Origin of the sequence: Conexibacter sp. CPCC 205762 (assembly GCF_030646155.1) — a bacterium.
In the GTDB taxonomy this organism is placed as follows: Bacteria; Actinomycetota; Thermoleophilia; order Solirubrobacterales; family Solirubrobacteraceae; genus Conexibacter.
On record NZ_JAUTDN010000002.1, the window covers coordinates 338762 to 361588 of the forward strand.

17 protein-coding genes are annotated in these 22827 nt (G+C 73.5%); 6 read left to right on the forward strand and 11 right to left on the reverse strand.

Translation table 11 applies throughout. From position 1 onward, the window contains the following. Positions 1–104 precede the first annotated feature (104 nt). Positions 105–1280, reverse strand: coding sequence for a hypothetical protein (locus Q7L73_RS03710; protein WP_304686573.1), 1176 nt, complete (start codon positions 1278–1280; stop codon positions 105–107). Between the two features lie 115 nt (positions 1281–1395). On the opposite strand from Q7L73_RS03710, the gene Q7L73_RS03715 reads away from it, so the two are divergent. The 4 genes from Q7L73_RS03715 to Q7L73_RS03730 all read left to right on the forward strand — a co-directional run bounded on the left by Q7L73_RS03715 (position 1396) and on the right by Q7L73_RS03730 (position 7518). Beyond that, on the forward strand, positions 1396–2301 hold the full coding sequence (locus tag Q7L73_RS03715) for an FkbM family methyltransferase (protein ID WP_304686574.1): 906 nt from the start codon (positions 1396–1398) through the stop codon (positions 2299–2301). Continuing rightward, entirely contained in the window at positions 2301–3335 is a 1035-nt protein-coding gene (locus Q7L73_RS03720; RefSeq protein WP_304686575.1) for a polysaccharide deacetylase family protein, read from the forward strand. The genes Q7L73_RS03715 and Q7L73_RS03720 overlap by 1 nt, the downstream gene beginning before the upstream one ends. A gap of 72 nt (positions 3336–3407) precedes the next feature. After that, a complete protein-coding gene (locus Q7L73_RS03725; RefSeq protein WP_304686576.1) occupies positions 3408–5447 on the forward strand; it encodes a polysaccharide deacetylase family protein in 2040 nt (679 codons plus the stop codon). 7 nt (positions 5448–5454) lie between these two features. Beyond that, complete coding sequence (locus Q7L73_RS03730; RefSeq protein ID WP_304686577.1) at positions 5455–7518, forward strand: Ig-like domain-containing protein; 2064 nt, start codon at positions 5455–5457, stop codon at positions 7516–7518. Here Q7L73_RS03730 and Q7L73_RS03735 read toward each other — a convergent pair. Beyond that, entirely contained in the window at positions 7505–8647 is a 1143-nt protein-coding gene (locus tag Q7L73_RS03735) for a glycosyltransferase family 4 protein (RefSeq protein ID WP_304686578.1), read from the reverse strand. The two genes, Q7L73_RS03730 and Q7L73_RS03735, sit on opposite strands and share 14 nt — an antisense overlap. 85 nt (positions 8648–8732) lie before the next feature. Here Q7L73_RS03735 and Q7L73_RS03740 point away from each other — a divergent pair, with 85 nt between their 5' ends. Continuing rightward, on the forward strand, positions 8733–10184 hold the full coding sequence (locus tag Q7L73_RS03740; RefSeq protein ID WP_304686579.1) for a lipopolysaccharide biosynthesis protein: 1452 nt from the start codon (positions 8733–8735) through the stop codon (positions 10182–10184). Between the two features lie 24 nt (positions 10185–10208). Here the strand turns inward: Q7L73_RS03740 and Q7L73_RS03745 are convergent, their stop codons facing one another. From Q7L73_RS03745 to Q7L73_RS03785, 9 genes are all read right to left on the reverse strand, one after another. Then, entirely contained in the window at positions 10209–11285 is a 1077-nt protein-coding gene (locus tag Q7L73_RS03745; protein ID WP_304686580.1) for a hypothetical protein, read from the reverse strand. Continuing rightward, entirely contained in the window at positions 11285–12373 is a 1089-nt protein-coding gene (locus tag Q7L73_RS03750) for a GNAT family N-acetyltransferase (RefSeq protein ID WP_304686581.1), read from the reverse strand. The genes Q7L73_RS03745 and Q7L73_RS03750 overlap by 1 nt, the downstream gene beginning before the upstream one ends. Beyond that, on the reverse strand, positions 12370–13947 hold the full coding sequence (locus tag Q7L73_RS03755) for a class I adenylate-forming enzyme family protein (protein ID WP_304686582.1): 1578 nt from the start codon (positions 13945–13947) through the stop codon (positions 12370–12372). Before Q7L73_RS03755 ends, Q7L73_RS03750 begins: the two co-directional genes overlap by 4 nt. Beyond that, a complete protein-coding gene (locus Q7L73_RS03760) occupies positions 13944–14210 on the reverse strand; it encodes an acyl carrier protein (protein WP_304686583.1) in 267 nt (88 codons plus the stop codon). Before Q7L73_RS03760 ends, Q7L73_RS03755 begins: the two co-directional genes overlap by 4 nt. Positions 14211–14234: 24 nt before the next feature. Next, positions 14235–16193, reverse strand: a complete 1959-nt coding sequence (asnB, locus tag Q7L73_RS03765; RefSeq protein WP_304686584.1) for an asparagine synthase (glutamine-hydrolyzing) — start codon at positions 16191–16193, stop codon at positions 14235–14237. Position 16194: 1 nt separating this feature from the next. Next, positions 16195–17175 carry an NAD(+) synthase gene (nadE, locus tag Q7L73_RS03770; protein WP_304686585.1) on the reverse strand — a complete coding sequence of 327 codons (981 nt, stop codon included), beginning with the start codon at positions 17173–17175 and terminating at the stop codon, positions 16195–16197. Next, positions 17175–18659, reverse strand: a complete 1485-nt coding sequence (locus Q7L73_RS03775) for a sugar transferase (protein WP_304686586.1) — start codon at positions 18657–18659, stop codon at positions 17175–17177. The genes nadE and Q7L73_RS03775 overlap by 1 nt, the downstream gene beginning before the upstream one ends. A gap of 209 nt (positions 18660–18868) precedes the next feature. Continuing rightward, entirely contained in the window at positions 18869–19192 is a 324-nt protein-coding gene (locus Q7L73_RS03780; protein WP_304686587.1) for a hypothetical protein, read from the reverse strand. 171 nt (positions 19193–19363) lie between these two features. Continuing rightward, positions 19364–21493: a tetratricopeptide repeat protein gene (locus tag Q7L73_RS03785; RefSeq protein ID WP_304686588.1), complete on the reverse strand. Its 2130-nt coding sequence runs from the start codon at positions 21491–21493 to the stop codon at positions 19364–19366. A 64-nt stretch (positions 21494–21557) separates the two neighbouring features. On the opposite strand from Q7L73_RS03785, the gene dnaX reads away from it, so the two are divergent. Continuing rightward, positions 21558–22827, forward strand: a 1270-nt coding sequence (gene dnaX / locus Q7L73_RS03790; RefSeq protein ID WP_304715484.1) for a DNA polymerase III subunit gamma/tau, incomplete at its 3' end; no start/stop codon positions are given.

The window sequence follows — 22827 nt, forward strand, 5'->3', positions numbered from 1 at the left end:
CGCGACTCTCGCCCCCGTGGCCATTTCAGTGGACGTCCGTACGATTCGCAAAGCGCCAGTGCGTGGACGTTTGTTGGACACGTCTCGCAGAAAGCCCTGCAAGATCAGCGTTTCGGCGGGGTCACCACACGCAGCTTGCGGAGCCAGTCGACGTCGCCCGAAACGTCGAACAACCAGCGGTCCCCGCTCTGCCTCACGAACGGATCGCCGGTCGCCTGCTGCCGACGCGCCAGCTGCACGAGCGGGTCGGGCAGACCGAAGGCGGTGTAGGTGAGGCTCGACTCGATCTGCAGCCCGACGCCGGGGCCGCCGGTGTCGCCGACGTAGGCGCCGTAGCGGGCGAGCGCGCGCAGGATCGCGCGCTTCCACGGCGGCACCGGCAGCGCGGCCAGCTCCCGCTCGCTCATCGCCAGCTGCAGCCGCGCGCCCAGCGGCGGCGCCTCGGAGCCGTCGCGGCAGGGCGCGCCGCCGCCGCCGGCCGGATAGACCCAGGCGCTGTCGCCCGCCCCGCGCGACCTCGCGCCGTAGCCGAAGCGGGTGCCCGACGCGGCACAGCGGATCACGAGGAAGAGCGCGTGGTCGATTCTGCCGGCCGCCAGCTCCGGCGCGCGGATGATCCCGGCGAGGTTGCCGAAGTCGGCCGCGGTCGCGCCGCCGTCTATCCCGGAGCCGTCGATGCGCAGGCGCGCGCCGGCGGTGTAGCGCAGCACGCCGCCGCTCTGCGGTCGCGCCTGCCAGAAGTCGTACTCCCAGCCGTCGGGCTGCACGACCGTCATGTGGCCGTCGCCGCCCATCGCGGCGCGCGCCCGTCGCGGGATGCGGATGCGAACGCCGCGCAGCGCGGGATGGCCCCAGCTGGAGGTCGGCCGCAGCGTGAAGACGGGATCGCTTCTGCTCGCCCAGTAGGTCGGGTGGGCGTAGTCGTCGGTCGTGCCGGCGACGCCGCCGACGACCGCGGCCGGCAGGCTCCACGCGAGGATCTGGCGGATGTACTCGCGCGAGCGCGGGTGAACGCGCACGCCGCGCGCGATCGGCTGGTTGAACGGCGAGCTGGCGGCGTAAGGGCGCCAGTCGGCGCCCGGCCAGCGGCCGGCCTTGAAGCCCAGCCAGGAGGAGGCGCTGGCGGTCGGGCCGCTCGTCACGGTCGCCGTCGGCTGCTGCGGCGGCGGCTGGGCGCCGGCGCAGGCGGCGCTGCTGAGCGACAGCGCGAGCGCGCCGCAGGCCAGCAGCGGGCGCAGGCGGCGCGGCACGACGCCGGGGTGTCGGACAGGAGCGGGCATGCGGTCACGGAGCGCGAACGGCTGTGCGCCTGTCGCTCCGAACACGGTAGCCGAGCGGCGGTTGCGCTCCCGCAGCGTTGGCGGGTCGGCGGTGTCGTGCAGTATCGTGCCGCCCATGGCACCGGCTTCCACGCGAACGCTCGGAAGTCGTCTGCTCACCGCGCACGCGTGGGAGGACGTCCGCTCGCGCGCGCCCTATCGCGTCGCGCGCCTGATCGAGGGCGCCGCGATCTGCTCCGACGTCGCCTCGCTGCGGCGCTGGCTGGCGACCAGACCGAGCGGGCCCAGGCAGCTCGTCGAGCTGCGGCTGCGGCCGCTCGGCGGCGAGCGCTTCCGCATCCGCTCCGGCACCGCCGACGTGTGGGCGCTGCCCGACACCTTCCTGCCGGCCGACCACCTGCCGCCGCCGGAGATCGACCCGGCGGGCGTGCGGCTGATCTGGGACCTCGGCGCCAACGTCGGCAGCTCGATGGCCCACCTCGCGACCGTCTGCCAGCAGGCGCGCGTGATCGGCGTCGAGCTGGACGGCGAGAACGCCGAGCTGTGCCGCACCAACATCGCGCCGTGGACGCCGCGCGCCGAGCTGCTCAACGCCGCCGTCTGGATCCACGACGGCGAGGTCCGCTACGCGCGCGACGGCGGCGACGAGCTGTCGTTCCACATCGACGAGGACGCCGATCCGACCGGTGCCGAGGACACCGTGCCGGCGTTCAGCCTCGACACGCTGCTGGCGCAGCACGGCGGCGGCGCGATCGTCGACTACGTGAAGATGGACATCGAGGGCGCCGAGCAGCGCGTCCTGCGCGAGCAGACCGGCTGGGCCCGTCACGTGCGCTCGATCAAGGTCGAGGTGCACGAGCCCTACGGCGTCGAGGACTGCGTCGCGGACCTGCGCAGGCTCGGCTTCCGCGCCTGGCCCGATTCGAAGCACACCGGCAGAACCGGCAAGCCGCCGGTGATCGGCGTGCGTGACGACGCCGTCGCGCCGCCGGCCGCCGCGCCCGCGCCCGCCGGGGCCTGATGGCGTCGCGCTCGGAGCGCGTCGCGGCGCTGCTCGATCGGCCGCCGCTGCGCGGGCTGCTGCGGCGGCTGCCGACCTGGCACGGCGTGCTGGTGCTCAACTACCACCGCGTCGGCGACGCCTCCGCCGAGCCGTGGGACCGCACGCTCTGGAGCGCGACCGCCGAGCGCTTCGACGCGCAGCTGAGACTGCTCGCGCGCGAGGCCGACGTCGTCGGGCCGGCCGACGTGCCGGAGCTGGTCGGCCGCGGGCGCGGCCGGCACGTGCTGCTGACCTTCGACGACGGCTACCGCGACAACCGCGAGATCGCCTTCCCGCTGCTGCGCGCGCACGGCCTGACGGCGACCTTCTTCCTCGCGACCGGCTTCCTCGACGCGCCGCACGCCGCCTGGTGGGACGAGATCGCCTGGATGACGCGGCGCGCGACGGCGGCGGCCGTCCCCGCCGGCGAGTGGCTCGGCGAGCCGGTCGCGCTGCCGCCCGGCGGCGGCGACGCCGACGCGGCCGCGGCGCGGCTGGTGCGCGTCTACAAGGCGCTGCCGGCCGAGCGCGCCGAGGCCTGGCTCGCCTTCCTGGCCGAGGCGACCGGCGCCGGCCGCTGCGGCCCCGACGACGTCGCCGGCACCTGGATGACGTGGGACCACGCGCGCGAGCTGCGCGACGGCGGCATGACGATCGGCGGCCACACCGTCACCCATCCGCTGCTGGCGCGTGTCCCGCTCGAGCGCCAGGCGGAGGAGATCGACGGCTGCGCCGCGCGCCTGCGCGAGCGGCTGCAGGAGCCGATGCGCTGGTTCTCCTACCCGGTCGGCTCGCGGGACGCCTTCAGCGATCAGACGCGGGCGCTGCTCGAGCAGCGCGGCGTCGAGCTGGCCTTCAGCTTCTACGGCGGCTACGCGGGCGGTCGCGCGCTCGACCGCCTCGACGTGCCGCGGGTCCACGTCGGCCCGGCGATGGACGTCCCGCGCCTGCGCGCGACACTGTCACTGCCGCAGCTGTTCGCCAGAGTGGACGAAAAGTTCTCCCCAGGGTGAACTACGAGAAGGTATCCTCACGGTTCGTCACTTTCTCGGTGTGATTCCAGGCACGCCGAATTGGCCGTACGGATGCGACCACACGCGACCCGCAACAGCCCCAGCCGTATCGCGACGCTGCTCGTTGCGCTGATCGCGACGCTGCTCGCCTGCGCGAGCGCGGCGCAGGCGGCGAGAACGGTCGTCACGCTCGGCTTCGACGGCGGCCTCGCCTCGCAGTACGCGCAGCGGTCGGTCGTCTCCGACCACAGAGTCCACGCGACCTACTTCGTCAACACGAACAAGCTCGGCACCAGCGGGCGGATGACGTGGACGCAGCTGAGAGCGCTGGTCGACGCCGGCAACGAGGCCGGCGGCCACACGCTCGACTACAGATCGCTCCCGCCGCTGTCGAGAAGCGACCAGATCAGACAGGTCTGCGACGACCGCACGGCGCTGACGACCGCCGGCTACACCGCGATCAGCTTCGCCTACCCCGGCGGCTCGACCAACTCGGCCGTGCAGAGAGTCGTCTCCGACTGCGGCTACGAGACCGCGCGCACCTACGGCGGGCTCGACTTCCCGCCCGACTGCTGCGAGTACTCGGAGTCGCTGCCGCCGAGAAACGCCTTCGCGGTGCGCGCGATCCAGCCGCGGCTCGACACCGACCTGTCGGACATCACCGACGTGATCGACCGCGCCCAGGACGGCTCCGGCGGCTGGATCGACATCGTCCTGCACGACATCTGCACCAACGACTGCTCCAGCTACGACGACGACGCGATAAGCGCGGCGACGCTCGACGGCCTGCTCGACTGGATCGAGACGCAGCCGGACGTGTCGGTCAAGTCGACGGCGGAGGCGCTCGGCAGAGGCCCGCCGCCGGACACGACCGCGCCGACCGTCTCGCTGACGGCGCCGGCCGACAGAGCGACCGTCAGCGGCACCGTCTCGCTGACCGCGAGCGCGAGCGACGACACCGGCGTCACGAGAGTCGACTTCCTCGTCGGCGGCAACGTCGTCGGCAGCGACACCAGCTCGCCGTACGAGCTGTCGTGGGACTCGACCAGAGCGGGCTCCTCGGCGACGATCACCGCGAAGGCCTACGACGGCGCCGGCAACAACGCGACCGCGACGGCGCACACCGTCACGGTGACGCACTCCGTCCCCGTCACGACGTACGTCACCTTCGGCTTCGACGACGGGCTCGCCTCGCAGTACGCGCAGCGCTCGGTGCTGAGCGACCACGGCGTGCACGCGACCTACTTCCTCAACAGCAACCGCATCGGCACGAGCGGCTACATGAGCTGGAGCGACGTCAGAGCGCTCTCCGACGCCGGCCACGAGATCGGCGGCCACACGCTCGACCACAGAGCGCTGACGTCGCTGTCGGAGCCGGACATGAGAACGCAGGTCTGCGACGACCGCACGGCGATCAACGGCCACGGCTACAGCATCACCGCGTTCGCCTATCCCAACGGCCTCACCAACGCGACCGCCAAGGGCGTCGTCAGAGGCTGCGGCTACACGACCGCGCGCACGACCGGCGGCCTCGACTACGGCGACCCCTGCTGCGTCTTCGCCGAGACGATGGGACCGAGAGACCCGTTCGGCCTGCGCGCGCTGGAGCCGCGCGCGAGCACGACCGCGGCGACCTTCGAGGACGCGATCGACAGAGCCCGCACGACGCGCGGCGGCTGGGTCAACTTCGTCATGCACGACCTCTGCACCGGCAGCTGCACCGGCTTCGACAGCTACGCCGTCAACGTCACGACGCTCGACGCCGTGCTCGACTGGATCGACACGCAGCCGGACATCGCCGTCAAGAACACGGCCGAGGTGCTCGCGCTCGGCGACAGAACGCTGCCGTACCTCGAGCTGACGGCGCCAGCCGACAGAGCGACCGTCAGCCCGGGGCCGGTGACGATCAGCGCCGACGCGATCGACAACGTCTCCGTCGCCTACGTCGAGTTCCTCGTCAACGACGTCGTCGTCGGCAGAGACAGCTCGGACCCCTACAGCGTCACGTGGGACGCCTCGACGAGCACGTCGCCGGCGACGATCGTCGCGCGCGCCTACGACAGAGCCGGCAACGTCGCGCGCTCGGTCAGCCGCACCGTCACGATCAGATAGCCGGTCGATGGTGCAGGTTCGGATCTGGGCCCGGCTGCTGCCGGGGATGGCGCTGGTGTTCCTCGCACTGCTGTGCGCGGCCGGCGACGCGACGGCCGCGCGCACGTACGTCTCGCTGACCTTCGACGACGGCCTGCGGTCGCAGTTCGAGCACCACGACGTGCTCGCCGACCGCGGCGTCGCCGGCACCTACTACGTCAACACCGGCAAGCTCGGCCAGCCCGGCTACATGAGCTGGGAGCAGCTGAGAGCGCTGCAGGCGGCCGGCGACGAGATCGGCGGCCACACGCGCGACCACAGAGCGCTGCCGCCGCTGTCGAGAGACGACAAGCTGACGCAGGTCTGCGACGACCGCGACGCGCTGCTCGCCAACGGCTTCGACGCGCGCAACTTCGCCTACCCGCACGGCGCCTTCGACGCCGCGTCGCGCGCCGTCGTCGCCGGCTGCGGCTACATGACCGGGCGCACGACCGGCGGGCTCGACTTCCCGCCCGACTGCTGCGAGTACTCCGAGTCGCTGAGACCGGCCTCGCCGATGACCGTGCGCGCCGTCGAGCCGCGGCTCGACACGCCGCTGGCGGCCTACAGAGACGTGATCGAGCGGGCGCGCGACACCAGAGGCGGCTGGATCCCGCTCGTCTTCCACGACCTCTGCAGCGGCAGCTGCGCCGGCGCCGACGAGTACGCCGTCCGCACGAACACGCTCGCCGCGCTGCTCGACTGGATCGAGCAGGATCCCGAGCTGCGCGTCCGCACGACCGCGCAGGTGCTCGCGATCGGCGCCGACACGACGCCGCCGGCGGTCGCGCTGACGGCCCCGCAGGACGGCGACAGGGTGCTGACCGGCTCGACCGTCGCGCTCGCCGCCGAGGCGAGCGACGCCGTCGGCGTCGAGCGCGTCGAGTTCCTCGTCGACGGCGAGGTCGTCGCCGCGGACGCGAACGCGCCGTACACGGCCGCGTGGCAGGCGCCCGACGCGGAGGGCGACCACCTCCTGCGCGTGCGCGCGACCGACGAGGCCGGCAACGTCGCGCTGTCGGATCCGCGCACGCTGACGGTCGAGCACGACCACGTCGCGCCGCAGGTGGCGCTCGTCGAGCCCGCGAGCGACCTGACCGTGCGCGACGGCACCGAGCTGATGCTGCTGGCGGAGGCGAGCGACGCCGTCGGCGTCGTGCGGGTCGACTTCTACGCCGGCGACGAGCTGATCGTCAGCGACGCCGAGGCGCCGTACGCGGCCGACTGGACCGCGCCCGAGCAGGAGGGGCCGGTCGCGCTGACCGCGAAGGCCTACGACGCCTTCGGCAACGAGGGCGTCTCGCCGCCGCGCACGGTCACGGTCGAGCATGACCACGTGCTGCCGCAGGTCACGCTGACGAAGCCGGCCGACGGCGCCGAGGTGCTGTTCGGCGGCGAGCTGGAGCTGTGGGCCGACGCCTCCGACGACACGGCCGTCACGCGCGTCGACTTCTACGTCGGCGACAGACTGGTCGGCAGCGACGCCGAGGCGCCGTACGGGGTCGAGTGGCGTGCGCCGGCGGTCGCCGGGCCGCTGCTCGTTGCCGCACGCGCCTACGACGCGCGCGGCAACGAGGCGATCTCGCAGGCGCGCACGGTCGTCGTCAAGGCGCCGCCGCCGGACCCGCCCGATCCTCCGGATCCGCCCGATCCGCCCGATCCGCCGGTGGACGACCCGCCGGTCGTCGTCCCGCCCAAGGTCGAGCCGCCGCGCGTCGACCCGCCGCCGCACGTCGCTCCCCCGCACGTGACCCCGCCGCACGTCCCGCGGGCGGGCCCGGTGCGCCGGCCGCTGGCGCGGATCGTGCGCGCCCGCGCGCGCGCCGACGGCACCGTCGTCGTGCGCGTGTCGCTGCGCGAGGCCGCCTCGGCGCGTCAGCTGCGGCTGCTCGTCGACGGCCGCGTCGTGCGCGTCGTGCGGCGTCCCAGAGCGGCCGTCAGCTTCACCGTCCGGCTGCGCGCCGGCAGCCGCTCGCTGCGCGTCGAGACGCTCGACGGCGACGGCGCCCGCCGTCGCTCGGCCGCGCTGCGGGTGCGCGTCAGCGGCCGCTGAGCGAGCGCTCAGCCAGCACCTCGTCGTACAGCTCGCGCAGGCGGCTCGCCCACGCGGCGGCGGTGAAGTGCGCGTCGAAGCGGGCGCGCGCGGCCGCGCCGAGCCGCGCCCGCTCGTCGCCGTCGGCGAGCAGCCGCTCCAGCAGCGGCGCGAGCGCGTCGGCGCTCGGCGGCGACGGCAGCAGCAGCCCGCTGACGCCGTCCTCGACGATCTCCGGGATCCCGCCGACGGCGGTCGCGATCACCGGCGTGCCCGCCTCGCCGGCCTCCAGCAGCACGGTCGGGAAGGCGTCCTGCAGCGTCGGGTGCAGCAGCACGTCGAGCGCGCCCAGCAGCGCCGGCACGTCGCTGCGGTGGCCGAGCAGCCTGGCGGCGTCGCCGAGCGGCGCGACCAGCTCGCGGATCTGCGGCAGCGCCGGCCCGTCGCCGATCACCAGCACTCTCAGCCGCGGGAAGCGCGGCAGCAGCCGCTGCACCGCTTCGACGAGCACGTCGTGGCCCTTGCCCGGCCGCAGCACCGCGACGATGCCGATCACGAGGTCCTCCGGCGCCAGCCCCAGCTCGGCCCGCAGCGCGGCCGGCGCGCCCGCCGGCGGGTCGGGCGCGATCCCGTTGTGGACGGTGACGACGTGGTCGGGCCGGTCCCAGCCGGCGTCGACGTAGCTGCGACGCGCCGCCTCCGAGACGGTGATCACGCGCGCGGCGGTGCGGCGCCGGACCGCCGCCGTCAGTCTCTCCTTGACGTCCCTGCGGCGGTCGCCGCTGCTGCGCTGGGCCATCAGGTGGATCGTCGACAGCGACGGGATCCCCAGCGAGCGGGCGGCGAGGCCGCCGTGGACGTCGGCGACGCCGAGGTGCGTGTGGACGACGTCGGGGCGGATCCGCGCGAGCTGCGCGCGCGTGCGCCGCAGCGCGGAGGGCTCGACCAGGCGGGCGATCCCGACCAGCTCGGGCTCGACGCCGCGGGCGCGCAGGCGGGCGGCGTTGGGTGAGCCGTCGACCTCCTGCATGTAGCCGACCGTCAGCTCGATGCCGGCGGCCGGCGCGCCGCTGGCCAGATCTGCGAGGAGGCTCTCCGCGCCGCCCCAGGTGAGCGAGTCGATGAGCGCGTGGACGCGGAGGTCTGCCATGGCCGGATCGGGCGGGACTCTACCGGCTGGCAGCGTCGGCTCAGCGCAGGTCATATCGTTCTCCGCTCGTGCCGATACTGGATTCATGAGCGAGCGCGGTCACAGCCTTGCGACGCGCACGCTGCGCGGCATGGCGTGGGCCTACGGGGCCTATGTCGGCGGGCGCATGCTCGTGCTCGTGCAGACCGCGATCCTGGCGCGGCTGCTGACGCCGTCGGACTTCGGCGTCGTCGCGCTCGCGCTGACGTTCATGGTCTTCCTCGACGCCGTCAAGGACCTCGGCCTCGGCCAGGCGCTGATCATCGGCGAGGAGCACGAGGCCGAGGCGCGCGCGCAGACGGCCTTCGGCTGGGGCGTGATCATCGGCCTGACGCTGACGCTGCTGACGGCCGCCGCCGGCCCGCTGGCGGCGAGCTTCTTCCACGAGCCGGAGCTGAAGGCGATGCTGCCGGTGCTGGGCGCGACCTTCCTCGTGCGCTCGCTCGGCGCGACCCACTACGCGCTCGCGCGCAAGCAGCTCGACTACCGCGTGCGGACGTTCAGCGAGATCACCGAGGTCGTCGTGCGCGGCGTCGTCGGGATCGGGCTGGCGCTCGGCGGCGCCGGCGCCTGGAGCCTCGCGATCGGCTTCCTCTGCGGCACCGTCGCCTCGACGCTGACGCTGTGGGCGCTGGTCGACTTCCGCCCGCGCGCGCAGCTGACGCGCGCCCACCTCAAGAGCATGCTCGCCTTCGGCGGCATGCTGACGCTCGTCGACATGGGCGCCGTGCTCGCCTACAACCTCGACTACCTCTTCATCGGCCGCGTGCTCGGCTCGGCCTCGCTCGGCTACTACTCGATCGCGTTCCGGATGCCGGAGCTGATCGTGCTGAACCTCGCCAGCGTCGCCGGCGACGTGCTGTTCCCCGCCTACGCCGCCGTCGACAAGAGACGGCTGCGGGAGGCCTATCTCGTCGCGCTGCGCTACACGGCGATGCTGACGCTGCCGATCGCCGCCGCCCTGATCATCCTCGCGCGGCCGGTGATCCACGTGCTGTTCGGCGACCAGTGGGACTCCTCGGTCGACGTGATGCAGGTGCTGACCGTCTACGCCCTCTGCGCGACGCTCGCGATCCCCTGCGGGACGGTCTTCAAGGTCACCAACCGCGCCTGGATCATGGTCGCGTTCACCGTCCCGGCGCTGGTCGTGCTGGTGATCCTGCTGGCGTTCGTGACCGACGAGGGGATCATGGCGGTCGCGAAGGCGACGACGGCGATCCAGCTGGTCGCGCTGCCGGCGACGGCGCTGATCGCGGCGCGCGTGCTGAAGCTGCCGCTGCTGAGAAGCCTCACGCCGATCGTGCCGTCGCTGTTCGGCGCGCTCGTGATGGCGGCTGCGATGTACCCGATCGAGCACTTCGTCAGCTCGCCGCTGCTGGCGCTGGTCGCGGGCGGGCTCGCCGGCGTCGCCGTCTACCTCGGCATGCTGCTGCTGGTCGCCAGAGACGACCTGCGGCGGCTGCGCGCGATCGCCGCGCCGCGGCTGGCGACGAGCTGAGCAGGGCGGACGCGCGGCGGGCGCTCAGCGCCCGTGCGAGTCCATCCAGACGTTCGTGTCCAGCCGCGTCAGCAGCGCCTGGCCGAGCAGCGTCGCGTCGAGCAGCTCCTGTCTGCGCGCCCGCATTAGCGCCCAGTGGCCGCGCCGCAGGACGCTGCGCTGCTGCGTGATCGCGTCGGTCAGCGGCGCCTCCAGCCGCCCGCGCGCGGCGACCGCGCCGAGCCCGCGGGCATGCGCCAGGAAGGCGTCGAAGACGAGCTCGCTCGCCTCCGGTCTGGCGGCGATCTGCAGCGCTTCGGCGACGCCGTGCGGCTCGACGAGCCCGACGTGCCAGCCGAGCACCTCGCCGTCGCGCGTGACGATCCGCGCCGCCAGCCGCCCGTAGGAGGTCGTCTGCGCCAGCTGCTCCAGCAGCCAGGCGGCGAACGGCTCGTCGTAGGCCGGCCGCAGCCGCGCCCAGCCGCTGACGGCGTCACGCGCGGCGACCAGCGCGGCCGGCGTCAGCGGCGCGTCGGTGACGCCGTCGGGCAGCCCCTCGGTCGGCTCGCCGGCGGCGCGCGCGGCGAGGCCGTCGAGCGGCGCGGCGAGACGGCGGGCGGCCGCCGTCAGCCGCTGCGAGCCGCGCCGGCCGACGACGCGGTCCTGCCAGTAGGAGGCGGGCCGCAGCACGCGCGTCCACTCGAGCGATTCGAGCTGCAGCGCGTGGCCCTTCATCGCGCCCCACAGCTTGCGCGTCGGCAGGTCGGCGCCGTCGGTGTGGGAGGCGTCCTGCGGGCCGCCGAGCAGGCGCGCCGCGAGCAGCGCGGCGACCGCTCTGCCGCGCGCCTCGGGGTCGACGCAGAAGTGGATCGGCATCGCGATCCGCACCGGCTCGTCGTCGAGCAGGAAGCGGCGCGTGCAGCGGCTGAAGAGGCCGACCAGCCTGCCCTCGTCGTCGACGCTGGCCAGCGACGGCAGCTCCGGGTCGCTCCACGGGTCGTCGAACAGGATCGCCTCGAACAGCCGCTCGATCCCGGCCTGGGCGGAGTCGTCGTGGATCGTGCGGCGGAAGAGCGCCGCGGCGGCCGGGACGTCGGCGCGTTCGAGCGGGCGGATCGGCATCAGATCTGCGCCTCCCGGCGTCTCAGCGTTCGCCGCAGCTGCCGCGCGACACGCGGGCCGTGGACCGTGCGCGCGTGGTCGACGCGACCGCGGACCGACGGCGCGAAGGCGCGCAGCCCGATCCGGTCGCGCATCCCGCTGGCCAGATCGCGCTTGTACTTGTCGCCGCCGCCGAGGAACTCGACGCGGCTGAGCCGCTCCTCGAACGCCTGCCGCACGACGTCCTCCAGCAGCAGCACGCCGGGGCCGGCTCTGCGCAGCGACAGGTCGTAGCCCATCTTCACGCCGTAGCGGACGCCATGCGCCTGCAGCACCAGCGTCGCGGCGACGACGCGCTCGCCGGCGCGCAGCTCGGCGAGCCGCAGCCAGCCGCGCGCCGCGGCCCAGCCGGCCAGCTCGCGGTAGTAGCGGGTCGTGTCGGCGCGCTGCGCGATCGCGGTGCCGCGCTCGGCCTTCCAGCCTTGCGCCTCCAGCTCCAGCAGCGTGTCGAGCATCGTTGCGCGGGTGCTCGCGTCGGCGCCGTCGTCGAACGTGACGGAGACCTCGCCATGGTCGCCGAGCCGCCGCCGCAACCGCTCGCGGTCTCTGCGCCGGCGCGGCGGCTGGGCTGCCTGGAACGCCGTCCAGTCGCCGCTCAGCTCCAGGTAGGGCGAGGCTATCTGCAGCTGCTCCTCGACGCGGTAGCCGGCCGTCTGGGCGGCCGCGCGCACGGTCGCGGCGCCGGCCGGGTCGAGGAAGCTCAGCTCGATCCGGTCGGCGCGGGCGCGCGCCAGCGTCGCGGCGAGCGCCGCCGCGGCGGCGGCGTCGCGCGCCAGCAGGCCGGTCTCGACGGTGTGCCAGTCGGCCGCCGAGACGAGCCGGCGGCCCTGTCTGAGCAGCGGCAGCGCGCCGACCAGCTCGCCGTCGCGGCGGACGGTCGCGAGCGTGACCGGGCCGGCACCGAACGCCTGCGCCCACAGCGTGACGAGCCCGGGGTGGAGGAAGGGGGAGGCGGCGCAGGCGTCGTGCAGCCGCTCCCATTCGCCGGTGAGCGGTGCGTCGAGCGCGACGAGGGCGCTCGTCGTGCGTGTGAAGGCCGTGCGGCTCACGCGCTGGCGGCGCTCGCGTCCGCGGTCGCGCTCTCGCTCAGCGCGAGGCGGTCGATCTTCCCGTTCGGCGTCGTCGGCAGGGCGTCTCTGACGACGATCCGCTGCGGGACCATGTAGTCCTCCAGGTGGGCGGCGCAGTGGCGCCGCAGCCGCGCGGGGTCGACGCTCGCGCCCGGCGCGGGCTCGACGTAGGCGACGACGGCGGAGCCGAGCAGCGGGTCCTGCGCGCCGACGACGGCCGCGAGCGCGACGCCCTCGGCCGCGTGCAGGACCTCCTCGACCTCACGCGGGGCGACCTTCTCGCCGCGCGACTTGATGATGTCGTCGGTGCGGCCGACGAAATACAGGTAGCCCTCCTCGTCGGCGCGGAAGAGGTCGCCGGTCGCCAGCACGCGCTCCCACGGCCAGCGCCCGGGGCGCAGCCGCGCGGCGGTCGCCTCGGGCGCGTTCCAGTAGCCCTGCATCACGTGCGCGCCGCGCACCAGCAGCTCGCCGACCTCGCCGGCTGCCACCGGCTCGCCGTCGTCGCCGGCGACCCACACCTCGGTGCCGGGGATCGCGATCCCGACCGAGGTCGGCCGCGCGTCGAGCTGCTCGGGCGGCAGGTAGGAGACGCGCTTGCACTCGGTCAGGCCGTACATCGAGTAGAGCCGCGCGCGCGGGAAGGTCGCGCGGATCGCCCCGATCGCCGTCGCCGACAGCGCCGCCGCGGTGTTCGTCAGGTAGCGCAGGTGCGGCAGCTCGCGCTCGGCGAGGCCGTTGAGGCCGGTCAGCACCTGCCAGACGGTCGGCACGCCGGGCAGGCCGGTGATCCGCTCCCGCTCCAGCAGCTCGACGACCTTGCCGGGGAAGGTGAAGCCGCGCTCCAACACCAGCGTCGCGCCGGCGTGGACGCTCATCAGCAGCTGGTAGAGGCCGTAGTCGAACGACAGCGGCAGCACGCAGAGGATGCGGTCGGCCGGCGTCAGCTCCAGGTACTCGACCAGCGAGCCGGCCGCGAACGTCATGTTGCGGTGCGTCAGCGTGACGCCCTTCGGCGCGCCGGTCGAGCCGGAGGTGTAGATGATCGCGGCGAGGTCGATCTCCAGCGCGCCGTGGGCGGGCGCGCCACCCTGCTCCAGCAGCTGCTCGAAGGCGACGGTCGCGGGGCCGGCGTCGGGCAGCGCGCCGTCTCTGGCGCCGGCGACGATCGCGTGGGCGACCGTCGGGGCGGATTCGCGCGCCGCGCGCACGAGCGCCGCCAGCCGCGCGTCGCAGACGACCGCGACGGCGTCGCAGTTGGCCAGCACGTAGGCGAGCTTGTCGGCCTTGATCGTCGGGTTCAGCGGCGTGAAGGCGGCGCCGGCGCGCAGCACGCCGTAGATCGCGACCGCCGCCTCGGCGCCGTTGGGCAGCACGATCGCGACGCGCTCGCCGCGCGCGACGCCGAGCTGCTGGAGCGCGGCGGCGAAGCGGTCGACCTCGCGGTCGAGCTGCGCGTAGGTCAGCCGGCGATCGCCGACGACGAGCGCCTCGCGCTCGGGATCGCGCTGCGCGACGTCGCGCAGGTCGTCGTCGAGCGCGCGGCGGGTCACGCCGCCCGCTTGGCCTCGATGAAGGCGACGAGCGCGACGATCGAGCCGAAGTTCTCCTCCGTGATCTCGACGTCGTCGACGGTGATGCCGTAGCGCGTCTGCACCTCGTCGACCAGCTCGACGAAGCCGAGCGAGTCGATCACGCCCAGCTCGAGGAACTGGTCGTCGTCCTTGAGGTCGACCTCGGGGTGCATGTACAGGAACGTCTCGGCGATGTAGTCGCGCAGCTCCTGGGCCAGCGGGGCCTGCTGGATGTCTGTCATGTCAGTGCTCTCCGTTGGATGCGATCAGGTCGTCGGTGCGGTGCTCAGGTCGATCGAGACGCGTGGTGCCGCGGTCTCCTCGGGGTAGTCGGCGCTGGCGCAGTAGCGCTCGTGCCACAGCTGCGTCGAGAGTACCCCGACGAGCGCCATCCCCTCCCGGAATCCGGTCGCCTTGCCGGCGCGGCAGCGTCTCAGCAGGCCGCCGACGCGGACCGGGTCGAAGATCCCGACGTCGCGCAGCGCGGCGTCCGACAGCCGCTCCTGCACCCACGCCGGCGCGTGGTCGCCGAAGAACGGCGCCACCTCCGGCGAGCGGTACGGCTGCTTCGTGCGCTGCGCTATCTCGGCCGGCAGCACCGACGCGGCGAGGTCGCGCAGGGCGGCCTTCTCGCGCAGCCCGTCGAGCTTGCGCTCCGGGGCGAGCCGCACCGAGTGGGCGAAGACGCGGTGGTCGAGGAACGGGAAGCGGCCCTCGACGCCGTGCGCCATCGCGACGCGGTCGCCCTGCGCGGCGAGCAGGTACGGCGACATCAGCGTCGTCACCTCGAGGTAGGCGGCGCGCTCCAGCGGGCTCCAGCGCTCGAACGCCTGCGGCAGCGAGTCGCGCAGCCGCTGCTGGGTGTCGTCGGCGGCCAGCGCGGCGGTCGTCTCGGGCGTGTAGAAGGCCTTCACGGCGGCGGTCGCGGCGATCCGCGTCTGGTGCGAGAAGAGCGGGTCGGCGTCGCTGCCGGCCTCGAAGAAGAAGCGCTTCCAGGCGGGTCCGCGGCGGGCCGCGGAGCCCTCGACGTAGGGGTAGATCTCGTCCAGCAGCGCCTCGGCCCGCGCCGGGTCCTGCCGGTGCAGCGTCCGCAGCGCGGTCTCCTTGAAGAGGTCGTAGCCCCAGTACAGCTCGTCTGCCCCCTCGCCGGTCGCGACGACCGTGATCCCCTGCCGGCGCGTCTCCTGCGCCAGCAGCGACAGCGGCACCGGGGCGGTGCGGATCATCGGCGTCTCGGCGTGCCAGACGACGTCGGGGAAGGCGTCGGCGATCTCGCGCGGGCCGACCTCGACGACGTGGTGGCGCGTGCCGAGCGTCTGCGCGACCTGCTCCTGGTAGCCGCGCTCGTCGTAGTGCTGGTCGTGGAAGGCGACCGAGAAGGTCCGCAGCTCGTGGTCGCTGACGCGCTGGGCGAGCGCGGTGATGAGGCTGGAGTCGAGCCCGCCGGAGAGGTAGGTGCCGACCGGCACGTCGGCGCGCAGCCGCAGCCGCACGCTGTCCTCCAGCAGCTCCGCGAGATCCTCGGGCTGCTGGCCGTCCTGCTCGTAGGCCGGCTCCCACCACGTGCGCTGGGCGACGATCTGGCCGTCCTCCCACACCAGCAGGCCGCCGGGCGGCAGCTGCTGGACGCCGGCGAACGGCGAGCGCGGGGCGCGCGGCCCCCAGGTCGTGAAGACGTCGTCGATCCCGCCGAGGTCGGGCGTCGCGGCGACCTCGCCGGAGGCGAACAGCGCCTTCGCCTCCGAGCCGAAGACGATCGTGCCGTCGCCCTGCAGCGCCCAGTGCAGCGGGCGCACGCCGAAGCGGTCGCGCACGAGCGTCAGGCGCCGCTCGCGCGGCTGCCACCAGGCGAAGGCGAACTGGCCGTTGAGGCGGTCGAGCGTCGCCAGCCCGTCGCGCTCCAGCAGCCGCAGCACGACCTCGGTGTCGCTCGTGGTCGTCGTCGCGACGCCGTCGCGGTTCAGCGCGGCGCGCAGCTCCGGGTGGTTGTAGACCTCGCCGTTGTAGACCAGCAGCGAGGAGCGCTCGGCGTCGTGCATCGGCTGCCAGCCGCCCGGTATGTCGAAGATCGCCAGGCGCGTCGAGACGAAGCCCGCGCCGTCGCCGCGGGCGAGGCCGTAGCCGTCAGGCCCGCGGTGGCGGATCGAGCGCGCCATCCGCAGCAGCGCGCCTTCGGCGACCTCGGACCCGCGGTCCGCGCGCACGATGCCGGCAAGACCGCACATCTCAGCCGGCGGCGGTCGGCGGGTCGATGATGATCGGCTCGGCGTGCAGGTACTTCGTCGCCGCACGGCGGCGGTCGATCTCCCAGTAGGCGGCCTCGGCCTGCTGCTCGTCGAGGGCGGTCAGCGCGCCGGCCTCGGCCGCCGCGACGCCGTTGTCGCGGGCCCACACGAGCAGGTCCATGCGATCGTACGGATGGCCGAAGAAGAACTCCTCCTGCGACTGCGGCAGCGAGAAGGTCTCGGTCGTGGGCGCGCGCGAGGCGATCGCCTCGGGCAGCCCGAGCGCCCGCGCCAGCGCGTAGACCTGCGTCTTGTAGAGGCTCGCGATCGGCTTCACGTCGGCGAGGCCGTCGCCGCCCTTGACGAAGAAGCCCTGGTCGTACTCGAGCAGGTTCGGCGTGCCGATCACCGCGTAGCCGAGCCGGTCGGCCCAGGTGTACTCGATCAGCTTGCGCACGCGCTGCTTCATGTTCGTCGCGGCGATCAGCGTGCGGTACGCCTCGGCGCCCATCTTGCGCTGCTCGGTCGTGCCGTCGGGCCGCTCGACGACGAGCGAGAAGACGATGATCGCGCCGGTCGGTGCCGAGCGCACGAGCTTGTGGCGCCAGCTCGGCTCGTAGTCCGGGAAGACCATCCGGATCGCGTCGTCGCGCAGTCTGTAGCAGCCGAGCCCGTCGAGCGCGGCCGTGATCGACTCCTCCGCGGTCGGCGTGCCGAGCGCCTCGGCCAGCTCGAGGCCGAGGTCGGCGGAGGAGCTGCCGATGTCCTTCTCCGGCAGCCGCAGGCAGAGAACCCGTCTGGGGCCGAGCGCGCGCACGCAGAGACCGGCGACGACGCCCGAGTCGACGCCGCCGGAGACGGCGACGACGGCGCCGCGGCGCCCCAGCTCGCGGATCGCGGTTGTGGTCCGTGCGGCGAGCTGCTCGATCGCGGACTCGACGTCGAGCTCGAGCGGACTGGTTCTCTGCTGGGGCTCCGGCATCATTCTCCCGCGTTCGAGGAGCGCGGCAGCACGGCCGGGATCGTCATCAGGACGATCTTCAGGTCGAGCAGCAGGCTCCAGTTCTCGATGTAATAGTTGTCCCACTCGACCCGGTCGGTCAACGAGGTCTGCCCGCGCAGGCCCTGCACCTGCGCCCAGCCGGTCAGACCGGACTTGACCCGGTGCCGGTCGCCGTAGCGGTAGATGTGGGACTCGAAGTTGCGGGCGTAGCTGGTCCGCTCCGGGCGCGGGCCGACGAGCGACATGTCGCCGCGCAGCACGTTGAACAGCTGCGGCAGCTCGTCGAGCGAGGTCTTGCGCAGGAACTCGCCGACGCGCGTGCGGCGGTCGACGCCCTCGACGCCGCCGGGCGCGACGCCGGGCGCCAGCTCGAAGACGACCGTGCTGTCGCTCTCCTCGGCGAGCCGCATCGAGCGGAACTTCAACATGTCGAACTCCTTGCCGTCGAGTCCGACGCGCCGCTGGCGGTACAGCATCGGCCCCGGCGAGCTGAGCCGCACCGCGAGCGCGAGCGCCGCCAGCAGCGGGGCGATCGCGATCACGCCGAGGCCGGCGGCGACACGGTCGAAGCCGTACTTGACGGCGAACTGCCAGCCCTTCGGGTCGACCGTCGCGGCGCGCAGCAGCGGCACGCCGCCGAGGTGCTCGACCTCGACGCGGTTGTTGACCTCCTCGAACAGCCGTGGCACGACGACGACCTCGACGCCCAGCTCGCGGCAGCGCCGGATCAGGTTCAGCATCACGGCGTGGGGGGCGGTCGAGAAGGTCACGACGACCTGCTCGACGTTGTAGCGCTGGACGACCTCCGGCAGGTCCCACGAGGCGCCGAGGACGGGCAGCCCGTCCTGCTCCTTCGTGTTGTTGATCAGCGGGTCCTTGTCGAGGAAGCCGATCGGCCGGAGGCCCAGCTCGGGCCGCGCGATCAGGCGGTTGGCGATCAGGTGGCCGACGCTGCCGGAGCCGACGATCAGCGTGTTGAGGCCGGTCTCGCCGCGCCGCAGCGCGCGCTGGCGGTCGAAGGCGATGCCGAGCCGGCCGGCGCCGAGGAAGACGAGCGCGAAGGTCCACAGCCGCAGCGTCTGGTCGGCCAGCTGCGGCTCGTTGTCGATCAGCGTGTGGGCGAAGGTCAGCACCATCGCGGCGATCGAGGTGGCCGCGAAGATCCGCGCCATCACGTCGAACGGCGACTGGTGCAGGCGCAGGGCGTAGAAGCCGCGCGTCTCGAGGATCACGATCGTCAGCAGCGCGTAGACCGCGCCCCAGACGAAGTCGCCGGTCGTCGCCGACCCGGGCGAGGCGATCACGGCGACCGTGACCGCGAGGATCAGCATCGCGGCGTCGGCGATGCGGTAGGCGCGGACCCGCTTCTGGCGGATCAGTCTGCGCCGCAGCGTCGCATCGACGGCGGTCGCCGACGGTTGGGCGAGCGCGTCGCGAAGCTGTTCGGCGATGGTGGAGGCCACAGTGCTCTGGGGAGCTATTCGGCAGGAGGACGCGGAAGGTTGAGCCATTCCCAGGACTGGCGCGTCGTCGCGCGCGCACGCGTGACCGCGGCAGCTGCAGAACGAGCTGTGGGGAGCGATGCGCCGGTCACGCATCCTCCCCATTCGCTCTCAGCTTCAGGTCCGGCAGAACGCCGCTCCTGGTGTGGTGGTGCTGGTGGTGTCGAGACTCAGCTCAGCGGCCGCGCGAAACGACGCAGACCGACGCCGACGCCGACGAGCGCAATGCCGCCGATCGCCAGGAGACCGAGGTCGAGGCCCGTGAACGGGAGCGTGCTCTCCGAGGTCGTCTGGACCGTCGCAGGAGCCGGGGTCGAAGCGGGCTGACTGCCACCGCCGTTACCGCCGGAGTTGCCGCCCCCGTTCTCAACCGCCCCGAGGATTCCGCCACCGTTTCCACCGTATGCGTCGCCCACGGAGCTGGCCGCGTAAGCGGGCGCAGCAGCAGTGAAGACGACGGCGACAACAGCCATGATCAAGGCCAGTCGCTTCATCGAACCAATCCTTCCCATCCTTGTATTGGCCGGCCGAAGCGCTCGTTGCGCCTCAAACCTACGTATTGCTTGCATTAGTGGCGAATTGCGCCTCAAAGTAGCACGGTTGGTTCTTAGGAACAACCGTGTGGCTTTTGGCTCATACCTGGTCACTACGTGTTTGCGCGTCCGTCAGCCGCTGCCTGTCAGATTCTGAACATCCTGGCGCAGTCTCGTGAACGCCTCGGTATACGAGAGTGGTCTGCTCGTTCCTACGCGTCTCAGTGCCTCATCGACCAAAGGGTCGTCGGGGTTGAGCGCGTGGGCGGCGGCGTAGTCGGCGCGCGCGGCGGTCTCGTCGCCGGCCGCGGCCGCCGCGAGGCCGGCGCCGAAGTGGGCGAACCAGTCGCCGGAGTCGCGCTCGATCGCCTGGCGGAACGCCGCCTCGGCCTGCTGCGGGCGGCCCAGCTCCAGCTCGATCACGCCCTCCGTCAGCGACGCTCTGGCGCTGAGCGGGTTGAGCGACTCGGCGCGGTCGAGCTGGCCGAGCGCCTTGCCGGGGTCCTGGATCCAGTCGGCGGAGGCGGAGGTCGTCTCGCGCTCGGCCGCCCACGGCAGCGCGAGCGCCAGCGCGGCGACGACCGCCGCCAGGGCGGCGGCGCCCGTCAGCGCGAGCACGAGCGGGCGGCGCGCTGCACGATCTCTTGCAGGAACAGAAGTGGGCGCGTCGCCGGTCGGTCCGGCGGCGTCGGCTGGTGCGACGGCGGCTGGTGTGGCGGCGGCTGGTGTGGCGGCGGCGGCCGGCGCGGGTGCGGGGCGCATCAGCGCGGTCGCGAGGCCGGCGAAGGCGAAGGCGGGGCCGCTCAGCGCCGGGAACTCCCAGAACCAGTCGAGCGAGCCGTGGACCAGCCAGACGACCAGCGGCAGCGCCGCGATCGCGGCCGCCGCGCTCGTCTCCAGCGCGACCGTGCGCGGCCGGCGCCCGCGCAGTGCGGCCGCCAGCACGGCCCCGAGGAAGGCGGCGAACAGCAGGAAGCCGACGATCCCCGTGTGCGCAAGCAGCCGCAGCTCGAGGCTGTGGGTCCACTTCGGCTGTTCGCCGCTGCGGCGGTCGAGCAGGTAGAAGCGCGACCAGTTGTCCTGGCCGAGGCCGCCGATCGGGTGGTCGCGGAAGGCCTTCAGCGAGACGCGCCAGAAGTCGGGCCGGTTGGAGCCGACGGCGCCGAAGCGGGAGGCGCCCGGGTCGGTCGTCTGGTAGCCGCTGGAGCGGTCCCAGTAGTCGGCGATCTTCTGGTCGGGGCGGAAGTCGGTCGCGGCCAGGCCGACGCCGACGGCGCCGATCAGCCCGACGATCGCCAGCCCCGCCGCGACGCGGTTGGCGCCGCCGCTCACGCGCGCGGGGACATGCGCGCGACCGTCGAGCAGCGCGAGCACGGTCGCGACGACCAGCACGCCGCCGATCAGCGGCAGCGCGACGTGGAGCGCGTGCGCGGCCGCGTCGATCAGCTCGGCCCGCTGGACGGCCGGGTCGGGCGGGCTGTCGAAGCGCGAGAAGACGTCGAGCAGGGCCGGCAGCGCGAGCGCGGTCCCCGCCAGCGGCGGCAGCGACCACAGCGCCAGCCGCACGCGGCCCGGCACGAGCGCGACCGCCAGCAGCGCCACCATCGGCAGCGTGAACAGCCAGCCGCGGCTCTCGCACAGGACGGCGACGCAGAGCGCGGCGGTCGCGCCGGCCAGCAGCGGCCCGCGCGCCCACCACGGCAGCTCGCGCCGCGATCCGAGCCCGATCGCCGTCAGCGCGCCGATGTTGAAGAGCGCGGCGGCGCCGTTGACGTAGCCGACCGGGGCGGTCAGGCGGCCGTCGGTGAAGATCCCGACGACGTCGGCGGCGTCGTCGAGCCGCAGCAGCGTCACGATCGCCAGCACGCCGATCCCGAGCGCGAACAGCGACAGCGTCAGCTGCGCCGTCCAGAGGCGCCACGGCAGCAGCGCGAACAGCACGAACAGCAGCAGGAACAGCAGCGTGCGGTCGCTGCCCTGGAGCGCGTCGCCGGGCGAGTCGGCCCACAGGATCGACAGGTACGACCAGGCCGTGTAGGCCGCCAGCGCGCCGGCCGCGATCAGCGCCGGGCGCGACAGGCGCATGCGGTCGAAGCCGATCCCGATCGCCGCCGCCACCAGCAGGCCGAGCACGAGCAGCGCCGAGGGCATCCACGTCGTCGGCTGGTAGCCGCCCTCGTGCGCTCCCCAGTAGATCAGCAGCGCGACCACAGGGAGGGCGGGGACGAGGACGATCCCACCCGTTCGCAGGCGCTCTGGCACGGCGCAAGCATACGGGGCGGGGCGGCCTCTCCCGCGCCGTTGCCGTGGGTAGACTCAGACGTCCGTGTCTGCCGGTCCCTCGCTCTATCGCCGCCACCGTCCGCGCTCGTTCGCCGACGTGGTGGGACAGACCCATGTCGTGCGCACGCTGAGAAACGCGGTCGAGCGCGACAAGGTCCATCACGCGTACCTGTTCGTCGGCTCGCGCGGAACCGGCAAGACCTCGATGGCGAAGATCCTCGCCGCCTGCCTCAACTGCGAGAACGGCGGCCCGACGGTGACGCCCTGCGGCGTCTGCCAGTCGTGCGTCTCGATCGCGAACGCCAGCTCGCTCGACGTGATCGAGATGGACGCCGCCTCCAACAACTCGGTCGACGACATCCGCGAGCTGCGCGACAAGGTCGCCTACGCGCCGGTCTCGGGCGGCTACAAGGTCTACATCCTCGACGAGGCGCACATGCTCTCGTCGGCGGCCTGGAACGCCTTCCTGAAGACGCTGGAGGAGCCTCCGCCGCACACGATCTTCGTGCTCGCGACGACCGAGGCCAACAAGGTGCTGCCGACGGTCGTCGACCGCTGCCACCGCTTCGACTTCACGCGCCCGAACGTCGAGGAGATCAGCGGCGTGCTGCGGCGCGCGGCCGACTCCGAGGGGATCGTCGTGCCGGACGCGGCGCTCGCGCTCGTCGCCCGCCACGCGACCGGCTCCTTCCGCGACGCGCTCGGCACGCTCGAGCAGCTGACGACGTACGGCGGCGGCGGGCCCGAGGGGATCACGGTCGAGGACGTGCTGGCGGTGCTCGGCGTGGCCGACGCGGAGGCGCTCTTCGGCGCCGTCGACGCGGTCGCCGCGCACGACGCGCGCGCGGCGCTGCTGGCGGTCGCGCGGCTGGTCGACTCCGGCCGCGACGCCGGCGGCCTGATCCGCGAGCTGGAGCAGCAGGCGCGCGAGCTGCTGGCGGTGCAGGTGCTCGGCGGCGTGCCGACCGAGCTGAGACTGACCCCCGAGCGCGACGATCGGCTGGAGGCGCAGGCCGGCGCGCTCGGCAGACAGGACGTCGTGCGCCTGCTCGACCTGCTGTCGGTCGCGCTCGACGCCGTCGCCAACGGCGCGCAGGCGCGGATCCAGCTGGAGCTGGCGCTGGTGAAGGCGGCCGCCCCCGAGGTCGACCCGTCCACCCGCGCGCTGCTCGCCCGCATCGACCGCCTCGAGGCGCGCCTCGCCGAGGGCGCCGTCGCCGCCCCGCCCCCGGCGAAACTCGCCCCCGCGCCGCAGGCCCCCGCGCCCGCGCCGCAGGCCCCCGCGCCCGCGCCGCAGGCCGCGCCGGCCCCAG